This is a genomic window from Flavihumibacter sp. UBA7668 (genome assembly GCF_002483205.1).
Taxonomy (GTDB): Bacteria; Bacteroidota; Bacteroidia; order Chitinophagales; family Chitinophagaceae; genus Flavihumibacter.
The window spans coordinates 385,384-410,121 of record NZ_DLHM01000003.1 but is presented as its reverse complement, the minus strand read 5'-3'; the positions used below and the strand labels follow the sequence as shown (position 1 = coordinate 410,121).

Genomic DNA, 24,738 nt, shown 5'->3' with positions numbered 1-24,738 from the left:
GCTGATCAGTTATCGGTAAGAGATTGGGTTACCACTCCGAATTCAAATTGCATTTCATTGAGTCGGCGATACAGGCCATCTTTCGCCATTAATTCCAGGTGGGTACCGGATTCATGCACAATGCCTTTATCCACCACCATAATCAGGTCGGCATTACGGATAGTTGATAAGCGATGAGCAATTACAAAGGAAGTGCGTCCCTTCATCAGGTTTTCCAAAGCTTCCTGTACCAGTTGTTCACTTTCACTGTCGAGTGAGGAAGTGGCTTCATCCAGAATCAGAATTGCGGGGTCCTTTAAAATGGCGCGCGCGATAGCAACCCGCTGACGCTGTCCGCCACTTAACTGAATTCCGCGTTCACCTACAATGGTTTCATACTTATCCGGAAAAGCATCAATAAACCGATGGGCATTCGCTTTTTTTGCAGCCTGCACAATTTCTTCATCGGTTGCATCTGGTTTACCGTAGGCAATATTTTCCCTGATACTTCCCCCAAATAATAATACATCCTGCGGAACAAAGGCCATTTGGGCCCGAAGTTGTGATAGAGGAAATTCAGCAGCCGGACGGCCATCGAAGGAAATGAGACCACTATCTGGTTCATAAAAGCGAAGCAACATTGAAACAAGTGTGGATTTACCTGCTCCACTTGGTCCAACGATGGCTACCTGCTGGCCATTGCTGGCTGCCAGGCTCAGTCCTTTCAAAACAGGCGTATCTTTTCGGGATGGATAACTGAAGTGAATGCCATCAAAACGCACATCTCCCCGGATACGATTTTTATGTTCAATTTGGATGGGTTCCAAAGAAACGGGTTCGCTTTCACTTCTTAAAATTTCCCGGATGCTTTCTGTAGCGCCCAATGTTTTCTGCAATTGAGAAAACATATCGGCAAAACCGGCAAAAGTACCACCCACAAACATGGAAAAAATAACAAACATGGTAAGTGCACCCAGTGAAAGTTGATTGGATTGAATCATGTTAGCTCCATACCACATCACAAAGGCGATGGCACCAAAAACGCTGAAGATCATAAAAGAAACAAAAGCACCTCTATAGCGTGCATTGGTAATAGAGGTGTCAACTACGGCTAATATGCTTTTTACATATCTGCTGATTTCATGAAACTCACTGGTGAAGGCCTTTACTACGGTAATGCCCTGAAAAGTTTCCTGAACAATGGTACCGCTTTCTGCGAGTTGATCCTGGGCTCGCTTGGCCATTTTACGAATTTTTTTGCCGAAGAATACTGCGAGAATAGCAATTACCGGAACAACTCCCAGCATTACCAAAGCCAGTTCCGGACTGATCCAGAAAATAAAAATAAGACCGATTACCAGGGTGAAAATTCCTCGTAAAAATTCAGCCAGTGTAAAGGAGATCGCATCCTGAATCTGTGATAAATCAGAAGAAATCCGATTACTGAGTTCACCCACTCTTTTCTCGGAGAAATAGGACATTGGCATGCTCAGCAACTTGCTGTATACATCTTTCCGCATACCGGCCAGGGAACGTTCTCCCACCGCGGTCAGCAGGTACACCCGCATGTAGGAAAAAAACATCTGGAAGCTGAGCGTAATGAATATCAGGAGTAAGGTGGTATTTAAACCCCAGCTTACATTTCGTAACTGTTCACCAAAAGGCAGGGCAGAAGAATTGGCAGGCACCACTGCACCTCCTGCGCCAGGTACTGCGGCATCAATCATTTTCCCGAGGAATAATGGGAAAAGACTGGTGGTTAATGCAGAAAGCGCTATGAATACCAGGCTCAGGATAAATTGACCCCGGTACGGCCGGAGATATTTAAATAGTACCAGTGCCTGTTTCAGCGATTCTTTGGAAATTTTAACTTTTGGCCCCTCATTCGACTCGTCCTCCTTGTTCCTATACCGTCCTCTTGCCATATTTTTACGTTTCTGGTTAATTGACCGCAAGATACGTCAGCAACCTGCTTAATTGAATCAATATGCTTCTACGAATTACAGTTCTGTCCTTTGTTTTGTTGACTTATGGCCTCACCGCCTGCTCCCAGCAACCGAAAATCGATTTTGAAGCCTATAATCCTCCTTCCACGCTGGTAGTACCGGAAAACCCGGTTAGTAAGGCAAAATATCCTTTTATTGACGTGCATAATCATCAATATCGCATGGGTTCAGGAAGTTTGTCAGGATTGATTACCGATATGAATGCACTCAACCTTAAAATCATGGTGAATCTCAGTGGGGGCAATGGAGACGGACTTAAAAAGATGGTAGAGAATGCCCGCAGCCAATACCCGGGCAGGTTTGTGGTTTTTCATAATATTGATTTTTCGGGCATAGGTGAACCGGGCTGGAGCGAAAAAGCAGCCAAACAGGTGCAGGAGGATTACAATAATGGCGCACGCGGACTGAAAGTGTTCAAGAATCTTGGTTTTTCTGTGAAAGATAATAAGGGTAGTCGGGTGCCGGTTGATGATCCACGACTCGACCTTATTTGGAAAAAATGCGGGGAATTAAAAATGCCAGTGCTGATTCATACAGCTGATCCCGAGCCTTTCTGGGACGAACTCAATAATGACAATGAGCGACTCCTGGAATTGTACACACATCCCCGCAGAAAACGGAGTGGCTCTGATCCTGCACCATGGGAAGAGCTGATAGCCGAACAACACCGGATGTTTCGTAAGCACCCCGGAACAACGTTTATAGCTGCCCATTTTGGATGGTATCCAAATAATCTGAAGAAACTGGATTCACTTATGACGGCCTTGCCCAATGTGGTGGTGGAATTTGGGGCGGTAATTGCTGAATTAGGCCGTCAACCCCGTACGGCCCATGATTTCTTTATCAAATACCAGGATCGGATACTTTTTGGAAAGGACAGTTGGGTGCCTGCTGAATATGCCACCTATTTCAGAGTGCTGGAAACGGCCGATGAATACTTTCCTTATCATAAAAAATACCATGCTTTCTGGCGGATGTACGGACTTGCACTGCCGGATGAGGTATTGAAGAAAATCTATTACAAAAATGCGCTTCGGATCATTCAGGGATTGGATGCCAGTCTGTTTCCACGGTAATTAAATGAAAATCCGGGTACCTGTACCAACTGCATTGTAATTTTCTCTGAATTCCTTGGGGGTGCAGTTTTTTTTCTTCTTGAAAACCCTATTGAAATTGGACATATTGTTGAATCCGCAACGATAGGCAATTTCACCAATGGTATGTGTAGTGTCAATTAACATTCTGGTTGCATGTCCCAATCGGATATCAATCAGGCTGTCAATAAAATTATTACCTGTTCTGGCTTTAAAAAATCGGCTGAAAGCGACATCTGACATGTTGACCAGTTTGGCAAGTTCAGAAAGTGTAACGGGTTTATCAAAATTTCCATTCAGGAAATCCATAGCCTTTTCTATACGGCGACTATTATAGGTGAAATGTTCCGTATTGTTAAAGCTTGCATCTGAGAGAATACGCATGTTTCGGGAGGTAGATAAATCATGCAGAATGGAAAATAATTCCAGGACGGAATCAAACCCGTTTTTCTGATTTAGTAAGCGAAGCCTGTCAGACAATTGGCGGGCTGTTTCCTGGGAGAAAAGAATTCCTCTTGCTGATTTTTCCAACATGGCCCGGATAAAACTTAACTGGTTCCGACGTAAAAATTTATCATCCAACAGGTCCTTGTGAAACTGAATGGTAACTTCTTTGATTTGCGTGCTTTCGCATTTGTTATTAAACCAGCCATGTTGTAAATTGGAACCTATCAATACCAGTTCAAAGTCCCCGATATCCTCCATGTGATCTCCAATAATTCGTCTTGCGCCGGCAGCATTTTCAATAAAATTTAATTCAAACTCTTCGTGATAATGTAACGGAAAGTCAAATTCTTTTTTTGTACGGGAAAATAGTGTAAAGCAATCACTCTGTGTGAGCGGTGTAATCTCTTTAAGCAGATCGTTTTTCATATGACTTCAGGCAAAATAGTATTAATCAAAAGAAAGATACGAAAATTCAGTTTAGAGTAATATTTGATTAAAATAGTATTAATAATCTGTCGAAAATAAAATACCCGCGCCTAAAAGGCAACGGGTAAGTTGTAGTTGATTGTTCAGGGTAACCAGGGCCTATAACTGTTTGCTGTCTTTTGATTTTACAATCTTGCGTACTGGTGTATTTCCTCCACCATTCAGGGTCAGGTCAACCGGTTTATTGGTTATCCAGTTGCCACGGGTGAAATCAGGAATATCCATGCTTTTGCTGCGGTTGTTAACGGATTGGTTGGAAAGAGGAATAACCGAACTCCATAAGGCTGCATCGTACACATCCTGATCAAGTGGCAATCCATTGCGAAGGCAATCGATCAGTCGCCAGTCCATAATGAAATCCATTCCCCCATGTCCGCCTACACCTTTGGCAATTTCACCAATATGTTTAACGATTGGAGGGGTGTATTTTTCTTCCAGTGATTTGAATTCTTCCTCTTTTATCCAGCTATGACCGAAGGCGATTTTTGCCGGACTTGGCCATTTTTGTGCAATCCCTTTAGTACCGCTCACGAGGTGAATTCGGGAATAAGGTCGGGGGGAGCTTACATCATGTTGTATCAAAATGCTTTTTCCCTTATGGGTGCGAATCAGGGTATTGTTCATATTGCCCCGATATTTTTGATGAACATAGGGTTCGAAGAATGCATCTGTTTTTGCCAGTTCAGCTGCTTTTGCGCCCATTGAAAAATCATTGGTAGACATAGAGGTCAGATAGTCGAACTGATCACCCCTGTTGATATTCATGCACTGTGCAACTGGCCCTAGTCCATGGGTAGGATAGAGGCTGCCATTCATGCGGATATTTTCTTTTAGTCGCCACATATTGGCATATCCTTTTTTACTGAAATTCAGGTCCAGTAAATCATGATTATAAGCACCTTCTGCATGGAGTACTTCACCAAACAACCCATTGCGCGCCATATTTAGTGTGAGCAATTCGAAGAAATCATAGCAACAATTTTCAAGCATCATACAATGCTTTTTGGTGCGTTCGGATGTTTCAACCAGTTGCCAGCATTCATCTATACTAAGCGCTGCAGGAACTTCGGTAGCAGCATGTTTGCCATTGTTCATAGCGTATACAGCAATGGGGGTGTGGAGGTCCCATGGAGTGGTGATATAAATGAGGTCGATGTCTTTCTGGTCGCATAATTGCTTCCACCCGTTTTCTCCGGAAAATTCTTTTGCTTTTGGCAATCCGGCTTTTGTCAGAATCTGTTGGGCAGCACTTGCTCTTTCAGGATATAAATCACAAAGTGCTTTAATCTCCACGCCTTCGATATGACTCATGCGTTCAACTGCACCCGGACCACGCATTCCCAGGCCAATAAAGCCAATTCGGACTTTATCAAGTTTGGGTGCAGCATAACCACACATATTAAAAGAAGGAGAGGAGTTGGCAGCAGGATGCTTGTACTCTTCCGAACGGTCATTACCCAAAACAGGCCAGCTGCTGACAAGCGCACCGGTACCCAGGGTCAGGTTACGTAGGAACTTTCTTCTGTTTGAACTCATTTTGCTTTATTTAGGTCGTGATGGTTGATGTATCGGTTGAGGATTTCCGTTAGTTCGGGTTCTTTTTTATCCAGTTCCTGTAATAAACGGATCTGATTTTGGGTGCGGTGAAGATTATGATCTGGATATTTTGCTCCATAATAACGGTCCAAATTCAGGTAATCAGTCAGAAAACGGATGGCCTGCATATAGATCATGAATTTTCCTGCATAAATAAATGCCTGTTTTTCCGAGGTCGTCAGAATCGACTTCATTTCGGATAAATAGCCTTTTACGATTGCTTCAAAAATATCTGTCCGTATGCTGATTTTATTAAGATCGGTTTCTTCTTCACTGGCTGGTGACAAATAGGTTCTAAGCATATCACCAACATCACTGATGAAATAACCTGCCATAACAGTATCCAGGTCTATAACACAAAGCCCTTTATTGTTATTATCCAGTAATACGTTGCTGATTTTTGTATCGTGGTGGGTTACCCGCTGATGAAAATCAGGGTTTTTACAGATGGCCGCGTATGCAGTTACAATTCCGGACTGTGCCTGGAGGTAGCTGATTTCAGGTGCAGCTGTCCGTATACGGGTGCTATCGCCCTTTTCTACTGCTGTCTCAAATTGACTATATCGCAAACTCAGGTTATGAAAATCAGGAATCGTTGTATGGAGTTTGTTTGTATTCATGCCTTCCAGCAAAGCAGTGAACCGTCCGAATTGTTTAGCCGCTTCAAAAGCCTGTGATGGTTCAGATACAACATCAATACTATGTGAATGCTGAATAAATGGCATAAGTCGGAAATACCCATCCGCTTCTGATATCGCCAGTTCCTGATTGTCCAGGGTCTTGATTGGTTCTACAAATAAATAGTCGGGATGATGAATTTTTAGAAAACTTGCAATTTCCCGTACGTTGAACGCAATCAGTTCAGGTTGTTTGAATACCTCTTTATTGATGCGCTGCAAAATATAGGTTCCGGACTGACCCGTTACTTTCCAGGTTGAATTGATTAAACCTGATCCAAAGGCCTCAGTGGAGAGGTTGGCTGTTTCTTTTAAATAGGCTGGTAAAATCTTTTGTTCCATTGTTGATTAACCGGTCAAGTCCGATTCCTGATCTAACTTAGGATTAAGATTTGAGCTTCAGCCATGCAACCGTTTGACTTATTTTTTTTGATTGTTCCAATTACACTTATTCTGCCTGCTTTTTCCAGTTTTTTTTCTGAGCATTCAGGTACCGGTCAAAAAGCATGAGTCCCAGTACAATATTCACCATCATGAAAATATTCACAAACTGATTATTAAATACACCGGAGAAATCAATCCTGCTCCAATCGAAGCTGCTGTTGCCCGTATTGCCGCTGCTCCAGTTGACCTGTGCGATGGCATAAATCAGGAAGCCTACAATTACGGTAAGAAAAAAACCGCCGATTCCATAAATGATCTTTTTATTGATATAGGTGCTGGCAGCCGGAGCAATATGGATGCGGGAAATTTCTTCCATTACATTTTTAGTGAATCGCATAGACGGCGATTCCAGTTCCAGGTGGTTGGCCAGATCTTTATGAACAGACAGCAGGGCCTGGTATTTTTCCCGCCATTCCTGCTGGGTTGCGATCAATTCTTCGATAACGGATTTTTCTTCCGGTAACGATATCCCGTCTATGTATTCCCATAAGCGGGCTTCCATTTCATTTTCACTAAACATAGTTGGAAATTTTAGATGTAAGATTTTAGATTTATGATGTAAGATCGCGTACTTCCTGGGGGAAGAATTTTTCCATTTTATCCCGCAATCGTTGTCGGGCCCGGTGCAGTCTCACTTTTACTGCATTTGTTTCCTGACCCAATATCTGCGCAATTTCATCCAGGCTTTGTTCGCCTTTATAAAACAGCGTAATCACCTGTGCATCATCTGGAGAAAGCAGTCCGATTGCCTTGTTTACCATAGCCAGTTTTGATTTTTGTTCGATCTGGTTAGCCCTCATTCCACTTTCCACCTGTTCCGCATGTGCCATCACTTTTTCATTATCCAATGAATGCACTTCCAGCTTTTTCTTTCTTAAAAAAGTCAGACAACTTGTGGTTGTAATGGTATAGAGCCAGGTACTGAATTTGCTTTCACCCCTGAAATCAGCCAGACTTTTATAGGCTTTCACAAAAACATCCTGGGCAACTTCTTCCGCATCTTCCCGGCTGGTCAGGTATCTCAACACTATTGTAAATACATAGTTCTGGTATTTGGTTACCAACGGACCATAGGCCTGATGGTCGCCATTTTTAACCAATACTATGAGTTCGTTATCCGGTTGTCCTGGTTGCATTACTGGTGATAGGACGATGGGTGGTTGAATTGGGTTACAGGAATTCTGACCTTTTTTCAAATATAATAAAGTTGCCGCCCTCTTCCTCATTTTCCCTTACCCCAGCTCCTTTTCCTCCTCTTTCTTAAAATAATCCGTACTGCCTGTAACCTACCTGAACAACTGCTAGTCCTATGTTCTGTAACCAGTTCAATGAAAAAAAATCTTAACTGCTGTAACCTGGATCCGGATGCGGTAGTCAAAGAGAACAGAAACAAATTAACCCCTCAAATAAAACAAATTGTATGCAAACTGCAGAAGTATTAATCCCGATTTTGGTTCCTCTTGGAGCATTTGCCCTGACTTTTGGCATTATTTATCTGAAAAGTCGCGAAAATATGGCAATGATTGAACGCGGCATGAATCCCAAAGAGTTCGCTAATCGTCCGGCTCCTTACCGTAATCTCAAAAATGGTCTGCTTTTCATCGGTGCAGGTATTGGTTTAGCACTGGCTTACTTCATTACCCAATATGTTCTCCACGATGAAGAGAACCCGGCTCTTTGGTTTGCTTTTATTGCCATCGGCGGTGGAATTGGTCTGATCAGTTCTTATAGAATTGAGAAAAGGGAATTGTTGGACAAAGAAGGTGAAAGGTGAAAGGTGAAAGGTGAATGTGGTGAATGAAGTGAATAAGGTGAAGAGGGTGAATTGTGAGAAAGCTGCCCATTCACCCGTAATCTCTTCGAAAACCTTAAAATCCCCCCCTACACAAATTTTATACTTGTTGGGCTGATTGGATTGACATCGTTTATTTAAAGTCCAGATATGGAAGTAATAGTTGAAGCCTGATTATTACATATTAAAAAAGCACCCGATTGCGGGTGCTTTTTTAATATAATGAAGATTGTCTAACAATTAGCCCCGCTGGATATTCACCCTTCCTGATGCACATTGTCTCATTTCTCACCTTTCACCTCCTTCACCTCCTTCACCTCCTTCATCGCTTTCTTCACCATTTCATCCTCCGCATTCAGGACCTGAAAATAGCCATTGCTTCTCCAGCGATAGCGGGCAATCAGGGCCTTCATGCGTTCGGAAAGGAAATCACGGTCAGCGGCGGAAAAACTGCCAATTTTTATGCTATCCTGTTCAGCCAGCTTTTTAAGTCCTGCCCAGTCATTTTCGGTAAACTGAATAGCTTGATTATATGCGCCAGGAGTTGGGTATGCATCAACAGTCTTGCGATTTCGTACATAGTACAAATAGGTATAATTGCCGATGGTATTGTTTCGGTATAAATCGGTAACCGAACTGGATAGAAGCGTCGTGTCAGCTCCTACAAATTGATCAGGAGCTATTCCCCCACCTCCATACACAACCCGGCCTCCGCTTGTTTTGTACTCTTTGCCATTACTGGCATGGATGCTGTCGGCAGAAACCATCTCCCCATTTGCATAACGCTGGTGCAAATCATCCTGATACTGTTCAACTCCTTTGTCATAGGGCTTTTGGATGCTACGGCCGGAGGGGGTATAATAGCGGGCAACTGTAAGCCGAAGGGCAGACCCATCACTCAATTGGTATTGTTCCTGAACCAGCCCTTTACCAAAGCTGCGCCGGCCAATAATAGTAGCCCGATCCCAATCCTGCAGGGCACCCGCCAGTACTTCACTGGCAGAAGCCGACTGTTCATCCATCAGGAGTACCAGTTTCCCTCTTTCAAAGAGACCGGCACGGCGCGCCCGGTATTCCTGACGTGGCAGGTTATTGCCTTCTGTATATACGATCAATTTATCACCATCAAGAAACTCATCTGCCATATCAATTGCCTCTCCCAGGATTCCGCCACCATTGCCTCTCAGATCTAAAATCAGGGATTTCATCCCTTCAGCCTGTAATTTTTCCAATCCGGCCATGAATTCCTCATAGGTAGTTTCAGAGAACTTACTGATTCTCATATAACCGGTACCCGGTTCAACCAGATAAGATGCATCCAATGAGGGCAGGGGAATGGTACCTCTTGTAATTTTAATCGTTTCGGGCTTTCCATTCCTTAAAATGGTTGTTGTAACAACGGATCCGCCCGGACCGCGAAGCAATTCCTTGATCCGATCAGTACTTATTTTGCCAATAACCGTGGTGTCGCCCACTTTCAGGAATTTATCGCCCACCTGCAGACCGGCTTTTTCACTTGGTCCGCCTGGCACTACATTCACCACATTCACGGTATCGCGGAATAATTGAAATTCTATCCCGATTCCCTGAAAATTCCCCTGTAAATCTTCTGTCAGGGCGCCCAGATGCCGGGCCGGAATAAAGTTGGAATGCGGATCCAGCTTCATCAACATATCCTGTATAGCAGCGTTTCCAAGCGTGTCAACATCCACTTTATCTACATATTTCAGCATTACAAGGTCTAAAACCTCCTGTAGAGGGGATCTTTTTGTAGAAAACTTGAACACATTACTGGCCACCTGTGTATTATCGCGTAGTTTATAACCAATCACCATACCAACGATCATGACAATTGAAAACAATAAGGGGAGCCAAACCTGTACTTTCTTTCTTTGCTTCATAATTCTTTCAAAGTTGCAAATTACTGAATTGCCGGAAGCGCCGCTTACATAAATCCCGGACAGTATGCCAACATAGTTTTATTTTCGCCTCAGCATTAAAGTGAATTCATGGCCATACTATTAGCAGATAGCGGAGCAACCAAATGTGAGTGGTGCGTCGTTGATAAAGGAAAAGTTAAAAAGACGGTATTCACAATAGGTATCAGTCCTTATTTTTTAACGGTAGACCAGATTGAAGAGCTGGTTCGCCGCGATTTATACATGGAAATTAGCCGGTTTAAAATTGAAGCGATTTACTATTATGGCACAGGTTGCAAAAACCCCGCCAACCGGAAAATTGTGCAGAAAGCCATCCGCCGCGTTTTTGCCGGTGTCCCGGTTGAGGTAAATCACGACCTGATGGGGGCAGCCAGAGCGGTGTGTCAACAGGAAAAGGGAATTGCCTGCATTCTTGGTACCGGCAGCAACTCCTGCTATTATAATGGAAAAAGCATCCTGAAAAATAGTCCGGGTTTGGGTTATGTACTGGGAGATGAGGGCAGTGGCGCCTATCTTGGTAAAAAAGTAATCCAATATTATCTGTATAAAACCTTCGATGAGGAACTGAAATACCGATTTGAAGAGAAGTTTAAAATGACGGATGTTGATATACTGGATCATGTTTACAAGCAGCCGCTTCCCAACCGCTTTCTGGCCAGTTTTACCCATTTTCTTGCTGAAAACCGCGGGCATTATATGGTAGAGAATATCATTGAAGATGCCTTAAACGATTTCTTTTTTCAGCATATTATCAAGTACAATGAAAGCTGGAAATTTCCCATCCACTTTGTAGGAGGTGTTTCATTTGGATTCCGCGATGTTGTTGCCGACCTTTGCTCTTCTTATGAATTGGAGCTGGGGAAAATTCTGCAGCACCCAATGGAAGGATTAATTCAATTCCATAAATAAAACCAAACCTCAAGCTCAACGTTACCATATGGCCGAATTCGTTAAAGTAACTGAACAGGAAAGTAAACATCGTCACCTCGAACAAATGGAGGTTGCTGAAATATTATTGAATATTAATAAGGAAGACCAGGAAGTGCCGCTTGCTGTTGCGAAAGCGATCCCTCAGATTGAAAAACTGGTAACAGCTATCACTGATAATATGCTTGCAGGCGGACGACTTTTTTACCTCGGTGCAGGCACAAGCGGCCGGTTGGGGATTTTAGATGCCAGTGAAATTCCGCCTACTTATGGTATGCCCTATGGACTGGTGATTGGGCTTATTGCGGGAGGCGAAGAAGCCATTCAGAAAGCAGTTGAAAATGCAGAAGACAGTTTACAGCAGGGATGGGAAGACCTGAGCAGACATTTTATTAACGAAAAAGATGTGGTGGTCGGAATCGCAGCTAGTGGTACTACACCCTACGTAATAGGAGCATTGAAAAAATGTCGCGAAAACGGGATCATAACCGGGTCTATCTCCTGTAATCCGAATTCTCCTGTAAGCGAAGAAGCGGATTTTCCGATTGAAGTGGTAGTGGGACCAGAATTCGTAACAGGATCAACCCGCATGAAAAGTGGTACAGCGCAGAAATTGGTATTGAATATGATTTCTACTTCCGTCATGATTCAGATCGGAAGAGTAGAAGATAATAAGATGGTCAACATGCAACTAAGCAATGAAAAATTGGTTGACCGCGGTACCAATATGGTGATGCAGCAATTGAAAATGGATGATTACGAACAGGCAAGAACATTGCTATTGAAATATGGTAGTGTTAAAAAAGCGGTGGATGCCTGGACAGTTTCGCGTCCTTCTTAGTTCTTTTATCCGGAACTTTGTAAATTGCCGGCGTGCATGAAATTGAACCATTTTATAACTGGCGCCATATTTATGTGAGTGAAGAGGATGAGCAATCTCCTTTTTATGGGCGCGTGTATTCTGAATTTGAGTATTCACAAACGATCTATAATTTTTATATCCACCCGCAATGGGATGAATTTGGATCACGAACACTGTACCTGAAGGTGATTCTGGCGGATTATGATGAACATTATGCTGTTATCGAGTTATTGGGCGAATGGAATGATGCCATTGAAAACGATATCATGCAGCTCAAGCGGGAAGTCATCGATAAATTCCAGCTTGCCGGTATTCACAAATTCATCTTTATTGCAGAGAATGTTCTTAACTATCATTCCGGCGACCGGGATTATTACGAAGAATGGTACGAAGAAATGATTGATGAAGAGGGCTGGGCGGTATTAATTAACATGCCGGAACAAACTCAGTATGATTTTCGGAAAGCTAAATTACAACGCTATATAGAACTGGTTGAACTGCCCAACTGGCGTACCTTTAAGCCATTTCATCTCTTTCGCAAAATGGACGATGAACAGGTTAAACGACTGGACTAATCCGTGTTTAACTAACATTCGTAAGGAAAAATTTTTTTTCTCGTATTCAATCATTGTATATTTTTACTCCATGATCACAGGAAATGCATTTGGCCGATTTTATTTTTACTTCTACTTTTTTACAGGCAGAAGGCCGGCGATGCTTTGTGTTAGATCAACAAATTAAGATCATTAAAACTAAACATAGAGAGTCCCGGCAGAAAGCCGGGACTCTTGTTTTTTATGGCAACAAGAGTATCCATACAGGGTTATGAGGGCAGCTTCCACCAGGTGGCAGCGCAGCAGTTTTTCGGCAAGCAGGTTGAAGTAATTCCCTGCGCCACCTTCCGGGAAGTGGTTAAAATCGCTTCCAGCAAAAAAGACAGTGAAGGCGGCGTTATGGCGATTGAAAACTCCATTGCCGGAAGTATTTTACCGAATTATAATCTCCTGCAGAAAAGCAACCTCCAGGTTGTAGGTGAAGTTTATCTTCAAATCAGGCAAAATTTATTGGTAAATCCGGGTGTGCAACTTGAAGATATCCGGGAGGTTCATTCCCATCCAATGGCGATTTTGCAATGCCTGGATTACCTTGAAAAATTCAACTGGAAACTGGTAGAAACAGAGGATACCGCTTTAAGTGCCAAATATATTCACCAGAAGCACCACAAGCATGCAGCTGCCATAGCAAGCAAGCTGGCGGCAGATCTGTTTGAACTCGAAGTGCTTGCACCGAATATTCATACCATGCGAAACAATTATACCCGTTTCCTGATTCTTCAGCATAAGGATCTGGCTGTGGAAATTGTGGATGCAAATAAAGCCTCGGTAAATTTTCATACAGATCATTCACGGGGAAGCCTGGCGAAAGTGCTGACACGGATTGCGGATGGTGGAATCAATCTCAGCAAACTGCAGAGTTTCCCCATCCCCGGCAGCGATTGGCAATATAGTTTTCATGCCGATATGGAGTTTGACAGTTTGGAACAGTTTCAGGATGTAATGAGGGAGATTGAGCCACTGACGGTGAGTCTCCAGGTTTACGGGATTTATAAAAACGGAAAGTAATTATGAAGATTAGTACGGCGAGTCGCCTTAATGGAATTGGTGAATATTATTTCTCTCAAAAACTTCGGGAAATTGACACCCTCAATAAGGAAGGTAAAGCGATTATCAACCTCGGTATCGGAAGTCCCGATTTGCCGCCACACCCCGAAGTGATAAAAACTCTTCAGGAAGAAGCTGCCAAACCGAATGTGCATGCCTATCAGAATTATAAAGGTTCTCCGGTCTTGCGTAAGGCGATGGCAGACTGGTACGGTACCTGGTATGGTGTTACTCTAAACTCTGATACCAATATCCTTCCACTCATTGGAAGCAAGGAAGGGATCATGCATATTTGTATGACTTATCTTGATGCGGGTGATCAGGCGCTGATTCCAAATCCGGGTTATCCAACCTACAGCAGCGCGGTTAAGCTGGCGGGCGGAGAAGCTGTTTCCTATGAATTGGCAGAAGCTTTGAACTGGGAGCCAGATCTGGATGCGCTGGAGAAAACAGATTTATCAAAAGTGAAACTGATGTGGGTAAATTATCCGCATATGCCAACGGGACAATTACCTTCAGCTAAATTTTATACCCGCCTGATTGCGTTTGCGAAGAAACATTCGATACTGATATGTCATGATAATCCGTATAGTTTTATTCTGAATAAAACCCCCTCAAGTCTGCTGGCCATACCCGGTGCGATGGATGTGGTGGTGGAGTTGAATTCACTTAGTAAAAGTCAGAATATGGCGGGATGGCGGGTTGGCATGCTGGCTGGAGCAAAAGAGCGGATTGATGAAGTAATCCGTTTCAAAAGTAATATGGATAGTGGTATGTTTTTACCAGTCCAGCTGGCAGCGGCCAAAGCATTGCAATTGGGGGCGGACTGGTATGCTTCGGTAAATGAAGTGTATAGCAGGCGGCGCTTACTGGTATTTGAATTGCTGGATTTATTAAAAGCAACTTATAATAAAGGGCAGGCTGGTATGTTTGTATGGGCAAAAATCCCGGCGGAATACAAGGATGGTTTCGCTATGAGTGATGCGATCCTGTATGGTGCCAATGTTTTCATAACGCCTGGTGGCATTTTCGGATCCGCCGGCAATGGGTTTATTCGTGTAAGTCTTTGTAGTCCGGAGGAAAAGTTGAGGGAAGCGAAGCAGAGAATCGAGGAAGTGAGAAGTTAGAAGTTAGAAGTTAGAAGTTAGAAGTTAGAAGTGGGAAGTGGAGGAAAAGGAGGAAGGGGTTGGATTTTGTTCGCTGTTTCGGATATTGATGCAAAGGTAACCGATTGCCAATATTACTGCCGACGCTTGCGGAAGCAGGTAATAAACAAAGGAAACAAAGGAGAAAAAGGTAAAAAGGAAAAAAGGAGAGAAGGGAAACAAAAGTTGAATTGGCGGAAAAGGGTCTTTTTTCCAAGGTAACGGAAACTGTAGTAATAAGTAACCGGTGGTGAATGTTCCTGCGGAAGCCTGGGGAGGCAGGTAAATGGCTGGAAATGGGACTAGGAGTGAGGAGTTGAGAGCGGTAATAAAATCTTGAAATGAAGAATTTTAAAGCAGAATAAAAGCAACACAAAGAATGGAAAGAAAACGAATTGCAATAGTTGGTGTTGGTTTAATAGGCGGGTCCCTGGCTTTGCAGCTGAATGAAAAGGGGATGGCTGCGGGTATTGTGGGAGTGGAAGCCAATCCCGAGCACGCAAAAAAAGCTGTTGAATTAGGACTTGTTGATGAGGTTTTGTCATTGGAACAGGCCATCGATCAATCGGATGTTATCATTCTATGTATACCTGTTGATAAAATGACCAGCCTTCTTCCTAAGGTATTGGATCGGATTACGCACCAGATAGTGCTGGATGCCGGTTCTACTAAGGAACAATTAATTGATGCAGTTAAAAATCATCCCAATCGGGGACGATATGTTGCTACACACCCGATGTGGGGTACTGAGTATAGCGGCCCAGGCGCCGCAATTAAACAAGCATTTGAAAATAAAGCGGTCGTATTATGCAATTCGGCCGATAGTGATGAAGACGCAGTAAAATGGGTCAAATCGGCCTACCATAAAATTGGCATGCATCTGCTCGAAATGGATGCCCATGCGCATGATTTGCATGCTGCCTATGTAAGTCATATATCACATATTACTTCTTTTGCACTTGCTAATACAGTGTTGGAAAAGGAACGGGAAGATCAGGCAATTTTTGAATTGGCGAGTGGAGGTTTTGAAAGTACGGTTCGTCTGGCCAAATCAAATCCCTCCATGTGGGTGCCGATTTTCATGCAGAATCGCGAAAACGTACTCGATGTTTTGAACGAACATATCTCCCAGCTCCGCAAATTCAAAGCCTGCCTCGAAAAAGAGAATTATGAATATCTGGAAGAACTGATTCAGAATGCGAACAGGATCAGCAGGATAATAAAGTGAAAAGTGAAAAGTGAAAAGTGAGAGGAGAAAGGTGAGAGGAGAAAGGTGAGAGGAGAAAGGTGAGAGGAGAAAGGTGAAAGGCGAAAATGTAGGAAAAGTTAGGGTGCTTTTTCGACGTAAAGGAAGCAAAACTTGGGTATCCAATTGGTTATGGGAAAAGGAGGAAGGAAGGAGAAGGAGAAAAAGAAGAAAAGGCCAACGTTGAAAGGATATAATGAATATATATCAACGCGGATGTATGGATGAAATGGAGAATGGAGGAAAAGGAGGCATGGGGCAAGGGGAGCGGAGAAAGGTGAGTGGATTTAATGATGGTAATTTATTTAGTGGGTGAATAGGGTGGCCGATACAGGCGGAGTAATTGCGTTTGAAAACGGCCCGATTTTTTACTTTTTACTTTTAACTTTTGATTTAAACGTAGTTTTATGCAAGCAACCGACAACAAAACAATGAAACAAATTACACAGGAAGCATGGGCGAAACGTCCGCTGATTATAGCGGGTCCATGTAGCGCGGAAACCGAAGAACAGGTATTGCAAACCGCACAACGATTGGCACAAACCGGTAAAATTGATATTATGCGGGCCGGTATCTGGAAACCACGTACACGTCCGGGTTCTTTTGAAGGTATTGGTACAAAAGGTCTGCCCTGGTTACAACAGGCGAAAAAACTTACCGGAATTCCGGTTGCAGTGGAAGTTGCTACTGCCAAACAGGTAGAAGATGCCCTGCACTTTGATGTGGATGTGCTTTGGGTAGGTGCTCGTACAACAGTAAACCCTTTCAGCGTACAGGAAGTTGCTGATGCGCTAAAAGGTGTGGATGTGCCGGTTCTTATCAAAAACCCGATCAACCCCGATCTCGAATTATGGCTCGGTGCTGTTGAGCGGGTAGCCAAAGCCGGGATCAGTCAAATCGGATTGATTCACCGTGGTTTCTCCTCTTACGGAAATACAGAATTCAGAAATGCACCGATGTGGCATCTGGCGATCGAAATGAAACGTCGTTTCCCAGAAATGATGATGATTAACGATCCATCCCATATCTGCGGCAGGCGTGATATCCTGCTTGATGTTATGCAGAAAGCAGTGGATCTTGATTACGATGGTATGATTATCGAAAGCCATATCGATCCGGATAACGCCTGGAGTGATGCTAAACAACAGGTTACCCCTGAGCGTCTGGCAGAAATGCTGAACAGTATCGCCTGGAGAAAAGAAGATGTTGATTCAGAAGCCTACCATGCTGCACTGGAAAAATTGCGTCAGCAAATCAATCACCTCGATGATGAACTCATGCAAATTCTGGGTCAGCGGATGAAAGTGGCCGAACAAATCGGAACCTACAAGAAAAATAATAGTATCACCATTCTGCAAACCAATCGCTGGAATGAAATTCTGGATCGCGCTTTCCTGAAAGGCGATAAACTTGGATTGAGCAAGGAATTCATCACCCGTTATTTTGATGCGGTACATATGGAATCCATCAACCACCAGAATAAAATCATGAACAGCTAAGCCGGAAAGCAGCATGGAAAAGAAAAAAATCCGGATCGGACAAACTGTTACCGAATACTGTTTCGGTGCCAGTTTATCCGGACTGAAAAATGTTGTTGATAAACAACACGCCATCCTCATAACAGACGAAAATATCTATGAAGCCTTTAAGCAAAAACTGAAAGGCTGGAATACGATCGTAATAAAAGCAGGAGAAGAATTCAAAATTCAGCAAACCGCCGACACCATTATCGACACCATGATCGAAATGGAAGCAGACCGGAAAACAACCCTGGTTGGGTTGGGTGGTGGTGTTATCACCGATCTTACCGGCTATGTTGGCTCCATTTACATGCGGGGGATCCGCACTGGTTTTGTTCCGACCAGTTTACTGGCGATGGTGGATGCATCCATCGGTGGTAAAAATGGGGTTGATGTGGAAGTATATAAAAATATTGTTGGCTGTATCCGGCAACCTTCTTTTCTTTTCTTTGATACCAGTTTGCTTCAAACCCTTCCCGAAACAGAATGGCAGAATGGGTTTGCAGAAATTATCAAACATGCGGCCATTAAAGATGCGTCGATGTTCAGACAGCTCAGCTCACACGATCTCAGTTGGTATGTGAAAAGGAAAACTGAAATCGCTGCTCTGGTTCGTCGAAACGCTTTATTGAAGACAAAAGTTGTTCAGGGCGATGAAACTGAACAGGGAGAACGTAAACTACTGAACTTCGGTCATACATTGGCACATGCACTCGAAAACCAATTTGAACTTTCACATGGACAGTCCGTTGCTATTGGAATGACCTATGCAGCCCATTTGTCGGAAGAATTAGTGGGATTCCGTCAGGTAAAACGTTTGGTAAATCTAATCGACCAATACGGATTACCCACTTACGCAGATTTTGACCGCAGTAAAGTGTTTGAGGTACTCAAACACGACAAAAAAAGAGAGCGGTCCAGCCTGCATTATATCCTGCTTGAAAAAATAGGAAAGGGGGTAATTCATACACTTCCGCTTCAGCAGGTTAAACAATTAATTGAAAAGATTTAAAGAAATAAGATGGTAGTAACGGTAGAACCTTCTTCCATATCCGGCGAAATATGGGCAGCAGCTTCCAAAAGTTCCATGCAAAGAGCCTGTGCCGCCGCTATTGCAGCCGGAGGGATCTCCATAATCAGGAATCCTGGTAATTCCAATGATGATAGAGCAGCATTGGGGGTTATAAAAGCACTGGGTGCCGATTTGAAAGAAACAGAAAATGAGCTAATCATTCAATCCTCGGGTATTGAGGCCCGCTCTGCTACGGTACATTGTGGAGAAAGTGGTTTGGGAATTAGAATGTTTACACCATTGGTTGCCTTGAACAAAGAAGCCATCACCATTACAGGAGAAGGCAGTCTGGTTAATCGTCCAATGGATTTTTTTGATGAAGTACTTCCTCAACTGGAAGTGACTGTTCAATCGAAAGATGGAAAATTACCGCTGGTAGTGAAGGGGCCGCTGGTTCCAAAAAATATTACTATTGATGGTTCACTCAGTTCCCAATTCCTTACCGGAATTTTATTGGCCTATGCAGCTGCAGGTGCCAGGGATGTTGCAGTAACAGTTACCAATCTGAAAAGCAAACCTTATGTTGACCTTACCCTCAAGGTGATGGAAGATTTTGGTTTGGAAGTGCCTGAAAACAGAAACTATGAAAGTTTTTATTTTAAGGGAAATCATTCAACAGGTACGGGAAACCGAACGTATACAGTGGAAGGTGATTGGAGTGGTGCCGCCTTTCTGCTGGTGGCAGGAGCAATTGCAGGAGAAATCAATGTCAAAGGGCTGGATGTGTTTTCAACCCAGGCTGATAAAGCCATTCTTCAGGCATTGATCAGTTGCGGGGCAGGAATCAGTATTGAACCCGAACAAATAATCGTTCGACCCATGCCAATGAATGCCTTCCAGTTTGATGCTACGGATTGTCCGGATCTGTTTCCTCCACTCGTTGCATTGGCAGCCTATTGTACGGGCACTACTGTTATTGAAGGGGTTGAACGCCTCACACATAAAGAAAGTAATCGCGCTCTAACCCTGCAGGAAGAATTTGGAAAAATGGGACTCGTTATCGAATTGCAGGGCGACCTGATGTTGATTAAGGGAGGAAACGGTTTAACCGGTGCTTCCGTTCATTCACATCACGATCATCGAATCGCCATGGCCTGTGCCGTTGCTGCATTAAAAGCAAGTGGTATCACTACCATCGACAAAGCAGAAGCTATCAATAAATCCTATCCCGGTTTTTACGATCATATTCGTTCCCTGGGAGCAACCGTAAAAGAAATTGTATGAACGCATTCGGACGAAATTTTCGGGTATCCATTGTAGGTGAATCACACGGACCGGCAGTTGGTGTAATTCTGGATGGTGTTCCAGCCGGATTAACCCTTGCCCTGGAAGATTTCCTGGTTGATATTGAGCGTCGGAAAGGAGGCACCCAAAAAGGAACCACGCCCCGTAAGGAAGATGATCTTCCGATATTTCAAACCGGTCATTTTAATGGAAAGGCAACCGGAGCCCCGCTTACTATTTTATTCGAGAACAAAAATACCCGTTCGGGAGATTACGAAAAGCAACGTGCTGTTCCTCGTCCCGGTCACGCTGATTTTGTAGCACACCAGAAATTTGGTGGTTTCGAAGATTTTCGCGGAGGTGGTCATTTTAGCGGTCGCCTAACAGTAGGACTTGTAGCAGCTGGTGTGGTTGCCAAAAAACTGTTGAATGCAAACAGCCTGAATGCTGATATTAAGGTTAAATCCACCATCCTGGAAATAGGTGGAGAAGCTGACCTTGAAAAAGGATTACAAAAAGCCATTGATGCAAAAGATTCAATCGGTGGTATTGTTGAATGCAGAGTAGAGGGACTTCCTATTGGTTTGGGAGAACCTTTTTTTGATTCAATTGAATCACTGCTGGCACATGCCGTATTTGCCATTCCCGCTGTTCGGGGTATTGAATTCGGAACAGGATTTGCAGCTGCCCGAATGTTTGGGGTGGAACACAATGATGCCATTGAAAACAGCACTGGAAAAACAACTACAAATCATGCGGGCGGTATTGTGGGTGGTATAAGTAATGGGAATGAACTGGTTTTCCGTATCGCCATTAAACCAACTTCATCCACCCCAAAGGAGCAAACAACACTAAACTGGGAAAGCGGAGAAAAGGAAATCTTTTCAGTAAAAGGAAGACACGATCTCTGCATTGCCCTGCGGGTGCCGGTTGTATTGGAAGCAGTTACTGCCATGGTATTGGCGGATCTGATGATGCAAGCCGGACAAATTTCCCGGGTCCTGCCATAATTCCTATATTTATGGATTGGGCAGTATAGTTAATATGAAAAATTATAACAGCAAGGCTTGTTTTCGGTGGATTAGCGGCATTTTTTGTGTTCTTCTGTTCAATTTATTTGCCGCTTGTGGCGACTCTGATACACCAAAAGAGGTTGTTCTGGTAGATAAGACCGAAGAAGTGCCGATGGTGGTAAGCGGACAGATATCCGAGCTGCTTAGTTTCCTAACTAACAAGGATGGCTACCTGAATGACAGTACCCAACTGAGTGCAGTTTTTCTCCTGCAACGATTTTACGAATCCAATAATTTTCAGCCGGTTTGGAGCGAAGGCGATCATTGGAAACCTGCTGGCGACAGTATGTTTTTCGCCATTAGCCAATCTAAACTAAAAGGATTATTTCCCTCTGATTATTATCACCATTCCCTGCTTGAAATCCGGAATAAAATTATTCTGGACTCCATTAGTCGAAAAAATGCAGCACTTTGGGCAAGAGCTGATTTATTGCTGACAGATGCCTGCTGGAAAATGGCGCAGAATTTGAAATACGGCCATCTCCAAAAGGACAGCATTACTATTCGAAAAGACACTGCATTAACGGAAGATCGGCAGATGGAACTGCTGCAATCCATCATCAAGAGCGGGCAGGTGGAAATCATACTTTCAGCACTTGAGCCAACACATGCAGGATATCAGGAACTCAAAAAAGCACTGCCGCATTTTTTGGCTGATGCAAATTTTCAGCCGGTTGACACCATTGCTTTTCCTGCTGCCGATTCACTTGCATTTGTGGCGCAGGTGGCCGGAAAATTGAAAGCAATGAGGTTGCTGGATAGCAGCTGGATGGTTGGAGATGATTCTGTAATCTATTCCAAAGCAGTAAAAAAATACCAGGCTTCCAAAGGGATTATTACCACCGGGGTGGTGGCGCAATTAACGGTGAAAAGCCTGAATACGACAGATTGGGATTTTTTTAAAACCATTGCATTGAACCTGGACCGCTATCGGCAATTACCCGATACCCTTCCGGAAACCTATGTTTGGGTCAATCTGCCTTCCTATAAATTAAAGGTGGTAGATTATGATACGGTAGCCCTGGAATCAAAAATTATTGTCGGAAGTCCCAAAACACCCACTCCGGTATTAAACAGTACCATTACTAATTTTATCACTTATCCTCAGTGGACAGTACCTTATAGCATCATTTTCAAGGAAATGTTGCCGAAGATCAGAAAGGATATCAACTACCTGGCTAAAGAAAATCTGATGGTGGTGGATAAATACGATAGTGTAATAGCCCCCGAAACGATTGACTGGGAAACTGTGACCAGAAATAAGTTCCCTTATCTGCTTCGGCAGAGGCAGGGAGATGATAATAGTCTGGGTGTAATGAAGTTTAATTTCTGGAATAAGTACAGTGTGTACCTGCACGATACCAATGCCCGCAGCCTTTTTTCCAAAGAAACCCGGGCGCTTAGCCATGGCTGTGTGCGGGTTCAGCAATGGGAAAAACTGTCCCATTTTTTGGTTCGCAACAATGAAATCAGGTACCATCCCGATACTATAAGGGCGCTGATCAGTCGCCAGGAAAAGAAAACAATCGGTGATTTCCCCCGTGTTCCAATCTATATCCGATACATCACTGCAGAGGGCAAAGATGGGAAAATTCAGTTTTTTGCCGATATTTATGAGGAAGACAAACGCCTGAAAGCGCGTTATTATGCTTCCAAATCGGATAATCCATGACTATAAAAACCATTATCCTGCTCATCGGGATTTGCTGTCTTTTGCAATCTGGCGAAGTATTTGCCCAGGATAGCAGTGCTCAGGTAGCCGTTTTAATTGATTCAGCCAAATTGGCTTCCGCACCTCCAATACAAAAGAAACGGGTTGTAAATCTGGATCCCGTTCAATATGGCGTGGCAAGTTATTATGCCCCCAAATTTCAGGGACGAAAAACAGCCAACGGTGAGCGATACGATTCCACCAAACTAACGGCTGCGCACAATGGACTGGCTTTTGGTACCTGGATTAAGGTTACCAACCAGCGAAATGGACGGTCTGTTATCGTGAAAATCAACGATCGACTGCATTATGCGAATAAAAGGGTCGTGGATCTGTCTGGCAGCGCTGCAAAAAAACTGGGTTTTTACAAAAGAGGACTCACCAAAGTGAAGGTGGAAGTGCTTGGAAAGAAGAAACCGACTGAGCAATAGGATTCTATTGATAATAAATAATTTCCAAGTTTAACTAGGACAGTTTATTTTTGCCCCAGTTTAAATAAACTACGCATATGAAGAAATTAATACTTTCATTGTTGGTAGGATGCACTTTTACCTCAGTTGTATTCGCCCAAAACAATGATTACAAGAAGCGCCCCGCACTAGGAATCCATTTCTTCGGTAATGATTTTGAAACCCCGGAAAAAATTCGCAACACTTCTCTTAGTACCGTCCTGAAGGATAAGGAATGGGCAAAGCTGGGTGATCACAATTTTGGTTTCGGTGTGAATTACCTTAAAGGTTTGACCAATCACCTCGATTTCTCCACCACACTGGGTGTGTCTTTCCTCGACTATCCAATTCGTGATAAAGGTCCGGTTGGTGATGGTGCCCTGTTTGAGTGGGATGCCATGGTCAATGCCAAAATGCTCACAGATAAATACTGGGTAACACCTTATTTGTCTGCTGGTTTGGCTGCTTCCAAATTCAAAGGTTATTATGGTGCTATTGTTCCTGTTGGTGTTGGTTGGCAGGTAAATTTCTATGATGAAGCCTTCCTTTTGATCAATTCTCAATATCGGATGAGAGTTACCAATACTACTGAGAACCACTTTTACCACAGTATTGGATTTGCCGGTAATATCGGTAAACCCAAAGAAGTTAAAGTGATTCCTCCTCCTCCACCTCCAATGGTTGAACCAGTTGATACGGATAAAGATGGCATTGTTGATTCAGTGGACGCATGTCCAACTGAAGCCGGTCTGGCAGCTTTACAGGGTTGTCCAGATAAAGATGCAGATGGTATTGCTGATAAGGATGATAAGTGTCCGGATGTGCCTGGTATTGCCCGTTACAACGGTTGCCCAATTCCGGATACAGATGGTGACGGCATCAATGACGAAGAAGATAAATGCGTGGATGTTGCAGGTGTTGCCCGCTATCAGGGATGTCCGATTCCTGACCGTGACAACGACGGTGTAAACGATGAAGAAGATCGTTGCCCTGATCTGGCTGGCCCTGCAGATAATGGTGGATGTCCAAAACTGGAAGCATCCAAATTCAATGCAAGTGCTGTTCAATTCGTAACCGGCAGTTCTACTTTGACAGCTGCTGCCCGTAAAGAGCTGGATAAAGCTGCCAGAATCCTGAATGAGCAGTATCCTCAATTGAAAGTGGAAGTAGCCGGACATACAGATAATACCGGTAAAGCAGAGTCTAACCAGAAATTGTCTGAAAAGCGTGCTGCTTCTGTAATTGCTTACCTGGTTAAAAAAGGTGTTGATACTTCCCGCTTAACTGCTGTAGGATTTGGTCAGGACCAGCCGGTAGCTGATAATGGAACAGCAGCCGGACGTACACAAAATCGTCGCGTTGAATTTAAAGTAAGCCAATAAGCGTA

22 protein-coding genes are annotated in these 24,738 nt (G+C 43.6%); 15 read left to right on the top strand and 7 right to left on the bottom strand.

The window, feature by feature from the left end; translation table 11 throughout:
- Positions 1-5: 5 nt before the first annotated feature.
- On the bottom strand, positions 6-1,904 hold the full coding sequence (locus tag B2746_RS07560) for an ABC transporter ATP-binding protein (protein ID WP_290792253.1): 1,899 nt from the start codon (positions 1,902-1,904) through the stop codon (positions 6-8).
- 62 nt (positions 1,905-1,966) lie between these two features.
- Here B2746_RS07560 and B2746_RS07555 point away from each other — a divergent pair, with 62 nt between their 5' ends.
- A complete protein-coding gene (locus B2746_RS07555) occupies positions 1,967-3,061 on the top strand; it encodes an amidohydrolase family protein (RefSeq protein ID WP_290792252.1) in 1,095 nt (364 codons plus the stop codon).
- Here B2746_RS07555 and B2746_RS07550 read toward each other — a convergent pair whose 3' ends face one another.
- From B2746_RS07550 to B2746_RS07530, 5 genes are all read right to left on the bottom strand, one after another.
- The gene (locus B2746_RS07550; protein WP_290792251.1) at positions 3,062-3,952 is read right to left on the bottom strand and encodes a helix-turn-helix domain-containing protein; all 891 of its coding nucleotides are present in this window, start codon (positions 3,950-3,952) and stop codon (positions 3,062-3,064) included.
- A gap of 159 nt (positions 3,953-4,111) precedes the next feature.
- Complete coding sequence (locus B2746_RS07545) at positions 4,112-5,548, bottom strand: Gfo/Idh/MocA family protein (protein WP_290792250.1); 1,437 nt, start codon at positions 5,546-5,548, stop codon at positions 4,112-4,114.
- On the bottom strand, positions 5,545-6,627 hold the full coding sequence (locus B2746_RS07540; RefSeq protein ID WP_290792249.1) for a phosphotransferase enzyme family protein: 1,083 nt from the start codon (positions 6,625-6,627) through the stop codon (positions 5,545-5,547). Before B2746_RS07540 ends, B2746_RS07545 begins: the two co-directional genes overlap by 4 nt.
- A 106-nt stretch (positions 6,628-6,733) precedes the next feature.
- The gene (locus B2746_RS07535) at positions 6,734-7,249 is read right to left on the bottom strand and encodes a hypothetical protein (protein WP_290792248.1); all 516 of its coding nucleotides are present in this window, start codon (positions 7,247-7,249) and stop codon (positions 6,734-6,736) included.
- 31 nt (positions 7,250-7,280) lie between these two features.
- Positions 7,281-7,865: an RNA polymerase sigma factor gene (locus B2746_RS07530; RefSeq protein WP_290792247.1), complete on the bottom strand. Its 585-nt coding sequence runs from the start codon at positions 7,863-7,865 to the stop codon at positions 7,281-7,283.
- Between the two features lie 284 nt (positions 7,866-8,149).
- Here B2746_RS07530 and B2746_RS07525 point away from each other — a divergent pair, with 284 nt between their 5' ends.
- Entirely contained in the window at positions 8,150-8,503 is a 354-nt protein-coding gene (locus B2746_RS07525) for a DUF6249 domain-containing protein (protein ID WP_290792246.1), read from the top strand.
- Between the two features lie 299 nt (positions 8,504-8,802).
- Here B2746_RS07525 and B2746_RS07520 read toward each other — a convergent pair whose 3' ends face one another.
- On the bottom strand, positions 8,803-10,422 hold the full coding sequence (locus B2746_RS07520; RefSeq protein WP_290792245.1) for a S41 family peptidase: 1,620 nt from the start codon (positions 10,420-10,422) through the stop codon (positions 8,803-8,805).
- A 108-nt stretch (positions 10,423-10,530) separates the two neighbouring features.
- Here B2746_RS07520 and B2746_RS07515 point away from each other — a divergent pair, with 108 nt between their 5' ends.
- The 13 genes from B2746_RS07515 (at position 10,531) to B2746_RS07455 (ending at position 24,733) form a co-directional block, all read left to right on the top strand.
- Positions 10,531-11,370, top strand: coding sequence for an N-acetylglucosamine kinase (locus B2746_RS07515; protein WP_290792244.1), 840 nt, complete (start codon positions 10,531-10,533; stop codon positions 11,368-11,370).
- Between the two features lie 28 nt (positions 11,371-11,398).
- Positions 11,399-12,229: an N-acetylmuramic acid 6-phosphate etherase gene (gene murQ / locus B2746_RS07510; protein WP_290792243.1), complete on the top strand. Its 831-nt coding sequence runs from the start codon at positions 11,399-11,401 to the stop codon at positions 12,227-12,229.
- 32 nt (positions 12,230-12,261) lie between these two features.
- On the top strand, positions 12,262-12,825 hold the full coding sequence (locus B2746_RS07505; RefSeq protein WP_290792242.1) for a hypothetical protein: 564 nt from the start codon (positions 12,262-12,264) through the stop codon (positions 12,823-12,825).
- A 222-nt stretch (positions 12,826-13,047) separates the two neighbouring features.
- A complete protein-coding gene (locus B2746_RS07500; protein ID WP_290792241.1) occupies positions 13,048-13,872 on the top strand; it encodes a prephenate dehydratase in 825 nt (274 codons plus the stop codon).
- A gap of 2 nt (positions 13,873-13,874) precedes the next feature.
- On the top strand, positions 13,875-15,038 hold the full coding sequence (locus B2746_RS07495; RefSeq protein ID WP_290792240.1) for a pyridoxal phosphate-dependent aminotransferase: 1,164 nt from the start codon (positions 13,875-13,877) through the stop codon (positions 15,036-15,038).
- 397 nt (positions 15,039-15,435) lie between these two features.
- A complete protein-coding gene (locus B2746_RS07490) occupies positions 15,436-16,284 on the top strand; it encodes a prephenate dehydrogenase (protein WP_290792239.1) in 849 nt (282 codons plus the stop codon).
- A gap of 425 nt (positions 16,285-16,709) precedes the next feature.
- Positions 16,710-17,801 carry a chorismate mutase gene (locus tag B2746_RS07485; RefSeq protein WP_290792238.1) on the top strand — a complete coding sequence of 364 codons (1,092 nt, stop codon included), beginning with the start codon at positions 16,710-16,712 and terminating at the stop codon, positions 17,799-17,801.
- A 13-nt stretch (positions 17,802-17,814) separates the two neighbouring features.
- The gene (gene aroB, locus B2746_RS07480) at positions 17,815-18,834 is read left to right on the top strand and encodes a 3-dehydroquinate synthase (protein ID WP_290792237.1); all 1,020 of its coding nucleotides are present in this window, start codon (positions 17,815-17,817) and stop codon (positions 18,832-18,834) included.
- Between the two features lie 9 nt (positions 18,835-18,843).
- Entirely contained in the window at positions 18,844-20,118 is a 1,275-nt protein-coding gene (gene aroA / locus B2746_RS07475; protein WP_290792236.1) for a 3-phosphoshikimate 1-carboxyvinyltransferase, read from the top strand.
- Positions 20,115-21,128: a chorismate synthase gene (locus tag B2746_RS07470; RefSeq protein ID WP_290792235.1), complete on the top strand. Its 1,014-nt coding sequence runs from the start codon at positions 20,115-20,117 to the stop codon at positions 21,126-21,128. The genes aroA and B2746_RS07470 overlap by 4 nt, the downstream gene beginning before the upstream one ends.
- Positions 21,129-21,162: 34 nt before the next feature.
- Entirely contained in the window at positions 21,163-22,863 is a 1,701-nt protein-coding gene (locus tag B2746_RS07465; RefSeq protein ID WP_290792234.1) for a L,D-transpeptidase family protein, read from the top strand.
- A complete protein-coding gene (locus tag B2746_RS07460; protein ID WP_290792233.1) occupies positions 22,860-23,333 on the top strand; it encodes a septal ring lytic transglycosylase RlpA family protein in 474 nt (157 codons plus the stop codon). The genes B2746_RS07465 and B2746_RS07460 overlap by 4 nt, the downstream gene beginning before the upstream one ends.
- 77 nt (positions 23,334-23,410) lie before the next feature.
- Positions 23,411-24,733: an OmpA family protein gene (locus B2746_RS07455; protein ID WP_290792232.1), complete on the top strand. Its 1,323-nt coding sequence runs from the start codon at positions 23,411-23,413 to the stop codon at positions 24,731-24,733.
- Positions 24,734-24,738: the final 5 nt, after the last annotated feature.

Coding starts and splice junctions, on each gene's coding strand:
- B2746_RS07545 (WP_290792250.1), bottom strand. CDS start 5,548: ATGAGTTCAAACAGAAGAAAGTTCCTACGTAACCTGACCCTGGGTACC.
- aroA (WP_290792236.1), top strand. CDS start 18,844: ATGGTAGTAACGGTAGAACCTTCTTCCATATCCGGCGAAATATGGGCA.
- murQ (WP_290792243.1), top strand. CDS start 11,399: ATGGCCGAATTCGTTAAAGTAACTGAACAGGAAAGTAAACATCGTCAC.
- B2746_RS07520 (WP_290792245.1), bottom strand. CDS start 10,422: ATGAAGCAAAGAAAGAAAGTACAGGTTTGGCTCCCCTTATTGTTTTCA.
- B2746_RS07550 (WP_290792251.1), bottom strand. CDS start 3,952: ATGAAAAACGATCTGCTTAAAGAGATTACACCGCTCACACAGAGTGAT.
- B2746_RS07555 (WP_290792252.1), top strand. CDS start 1,967: ATGCTTCTACGAATTACAGTTCTGTCCTTTGTTTTGTTGACTTATGGC.
- B2746_RS07535 (WP_290792248.1), bottom strand. CDS start 7,249: ATGTTTAGTGAAAATGAAATGGAAGCCCGCTTATGGGAATACATAGAC.
- B2746_RS07560 (WP_290792253.1), bottom strand. CDS start 1,904: ATGGCAAGAGGACGGTATAGGAACAAGGAGGACGAGTCGAATGAGGGG.
- B2746_RS07465 (WP_290792234.1), top strand. CDS start 21,163: ATGAAAAATTATAACAGCAAGGCTTGTTTTCGGTGGATTAGCGGCATT.
- B2746_RS07485 (WP_290792238.1), top strand. CDS start 16,710: ATGCAAGCAACCGACAACAAAACAATGAAACAAATTACACAGGAAGCA.
- B2746_RS07455 (WP_290792232.1), top strand. CDS start 23,411: ATGAAGAAATTAATACTTTCATTGTTGGTAGGATGCACTTTTACCTCA.
- B2746_RS07500 (WP_290792241.1), top strand. CDS start 13,048: ATGGCAACAAGAGTATCCATACAGGGTTATGAGGGCAGCTTCCACCAG.
- aroB (WP_290792237.1), top strand. CDS start 17,815: ATGGAAAAGAAAAAAATCCGGATCGGACAAACTGTTACCGAATACTGT.
- B2746_RS07495 (WP_290792240.1), top strand. CDS start 13,875: ATGAAGATTAGTACGGCGAGTCGCCTTAATGGAATTGGTGAATATTAT.
- B2746_RS07515 (WP_290792244.1), top strand. CDS start 10,531: ATGGCCATACTATTAGCAGATAGCGGAGCAACCAAATGTGAGTGGTGC.
- B2746_RS07490 (WP_290792239.1), top strand. CDS start 15,436: ATGGAAAGAAAACGAATTGCAATAGTTGGTGTTGGTTTAATAGGCGGG.
- B2746_RS07525 (WP_290792246.1), top strand. CDS start 8,150: ATGCAAACTGCAGAAGTATTAATCCCGATTTTGGTTCCTCTTGGAGCA.
- B2746_RS07470 (WP_290792235.1), top strand. CDS start 20,115: ATGAACGCATTCGGACGAAATTTTCGGGTATCCATTGTAGGTGAATCA.
- B2746_RS07530 (WP_290792247.1), bottom strand. CDS start 7,865: ATGCAACCAGGACAACCGGATAACGAACTCATAGTATTGGTTAAAAAT.
- B2746_RS07540 (WP_290792249.1), bottom strand. CDS start 6,627: ATGGAACAAAAGATTTTACCAGCCTATTTAAAAGAAACAGCCAACCTC.
- B2746_RS07460 (WP_290792233.1), top strand. CDS start 22,860: ATGACTATAAAAACCATTATCCTGCTCATCGGGATTTGCTGTCTTTTG.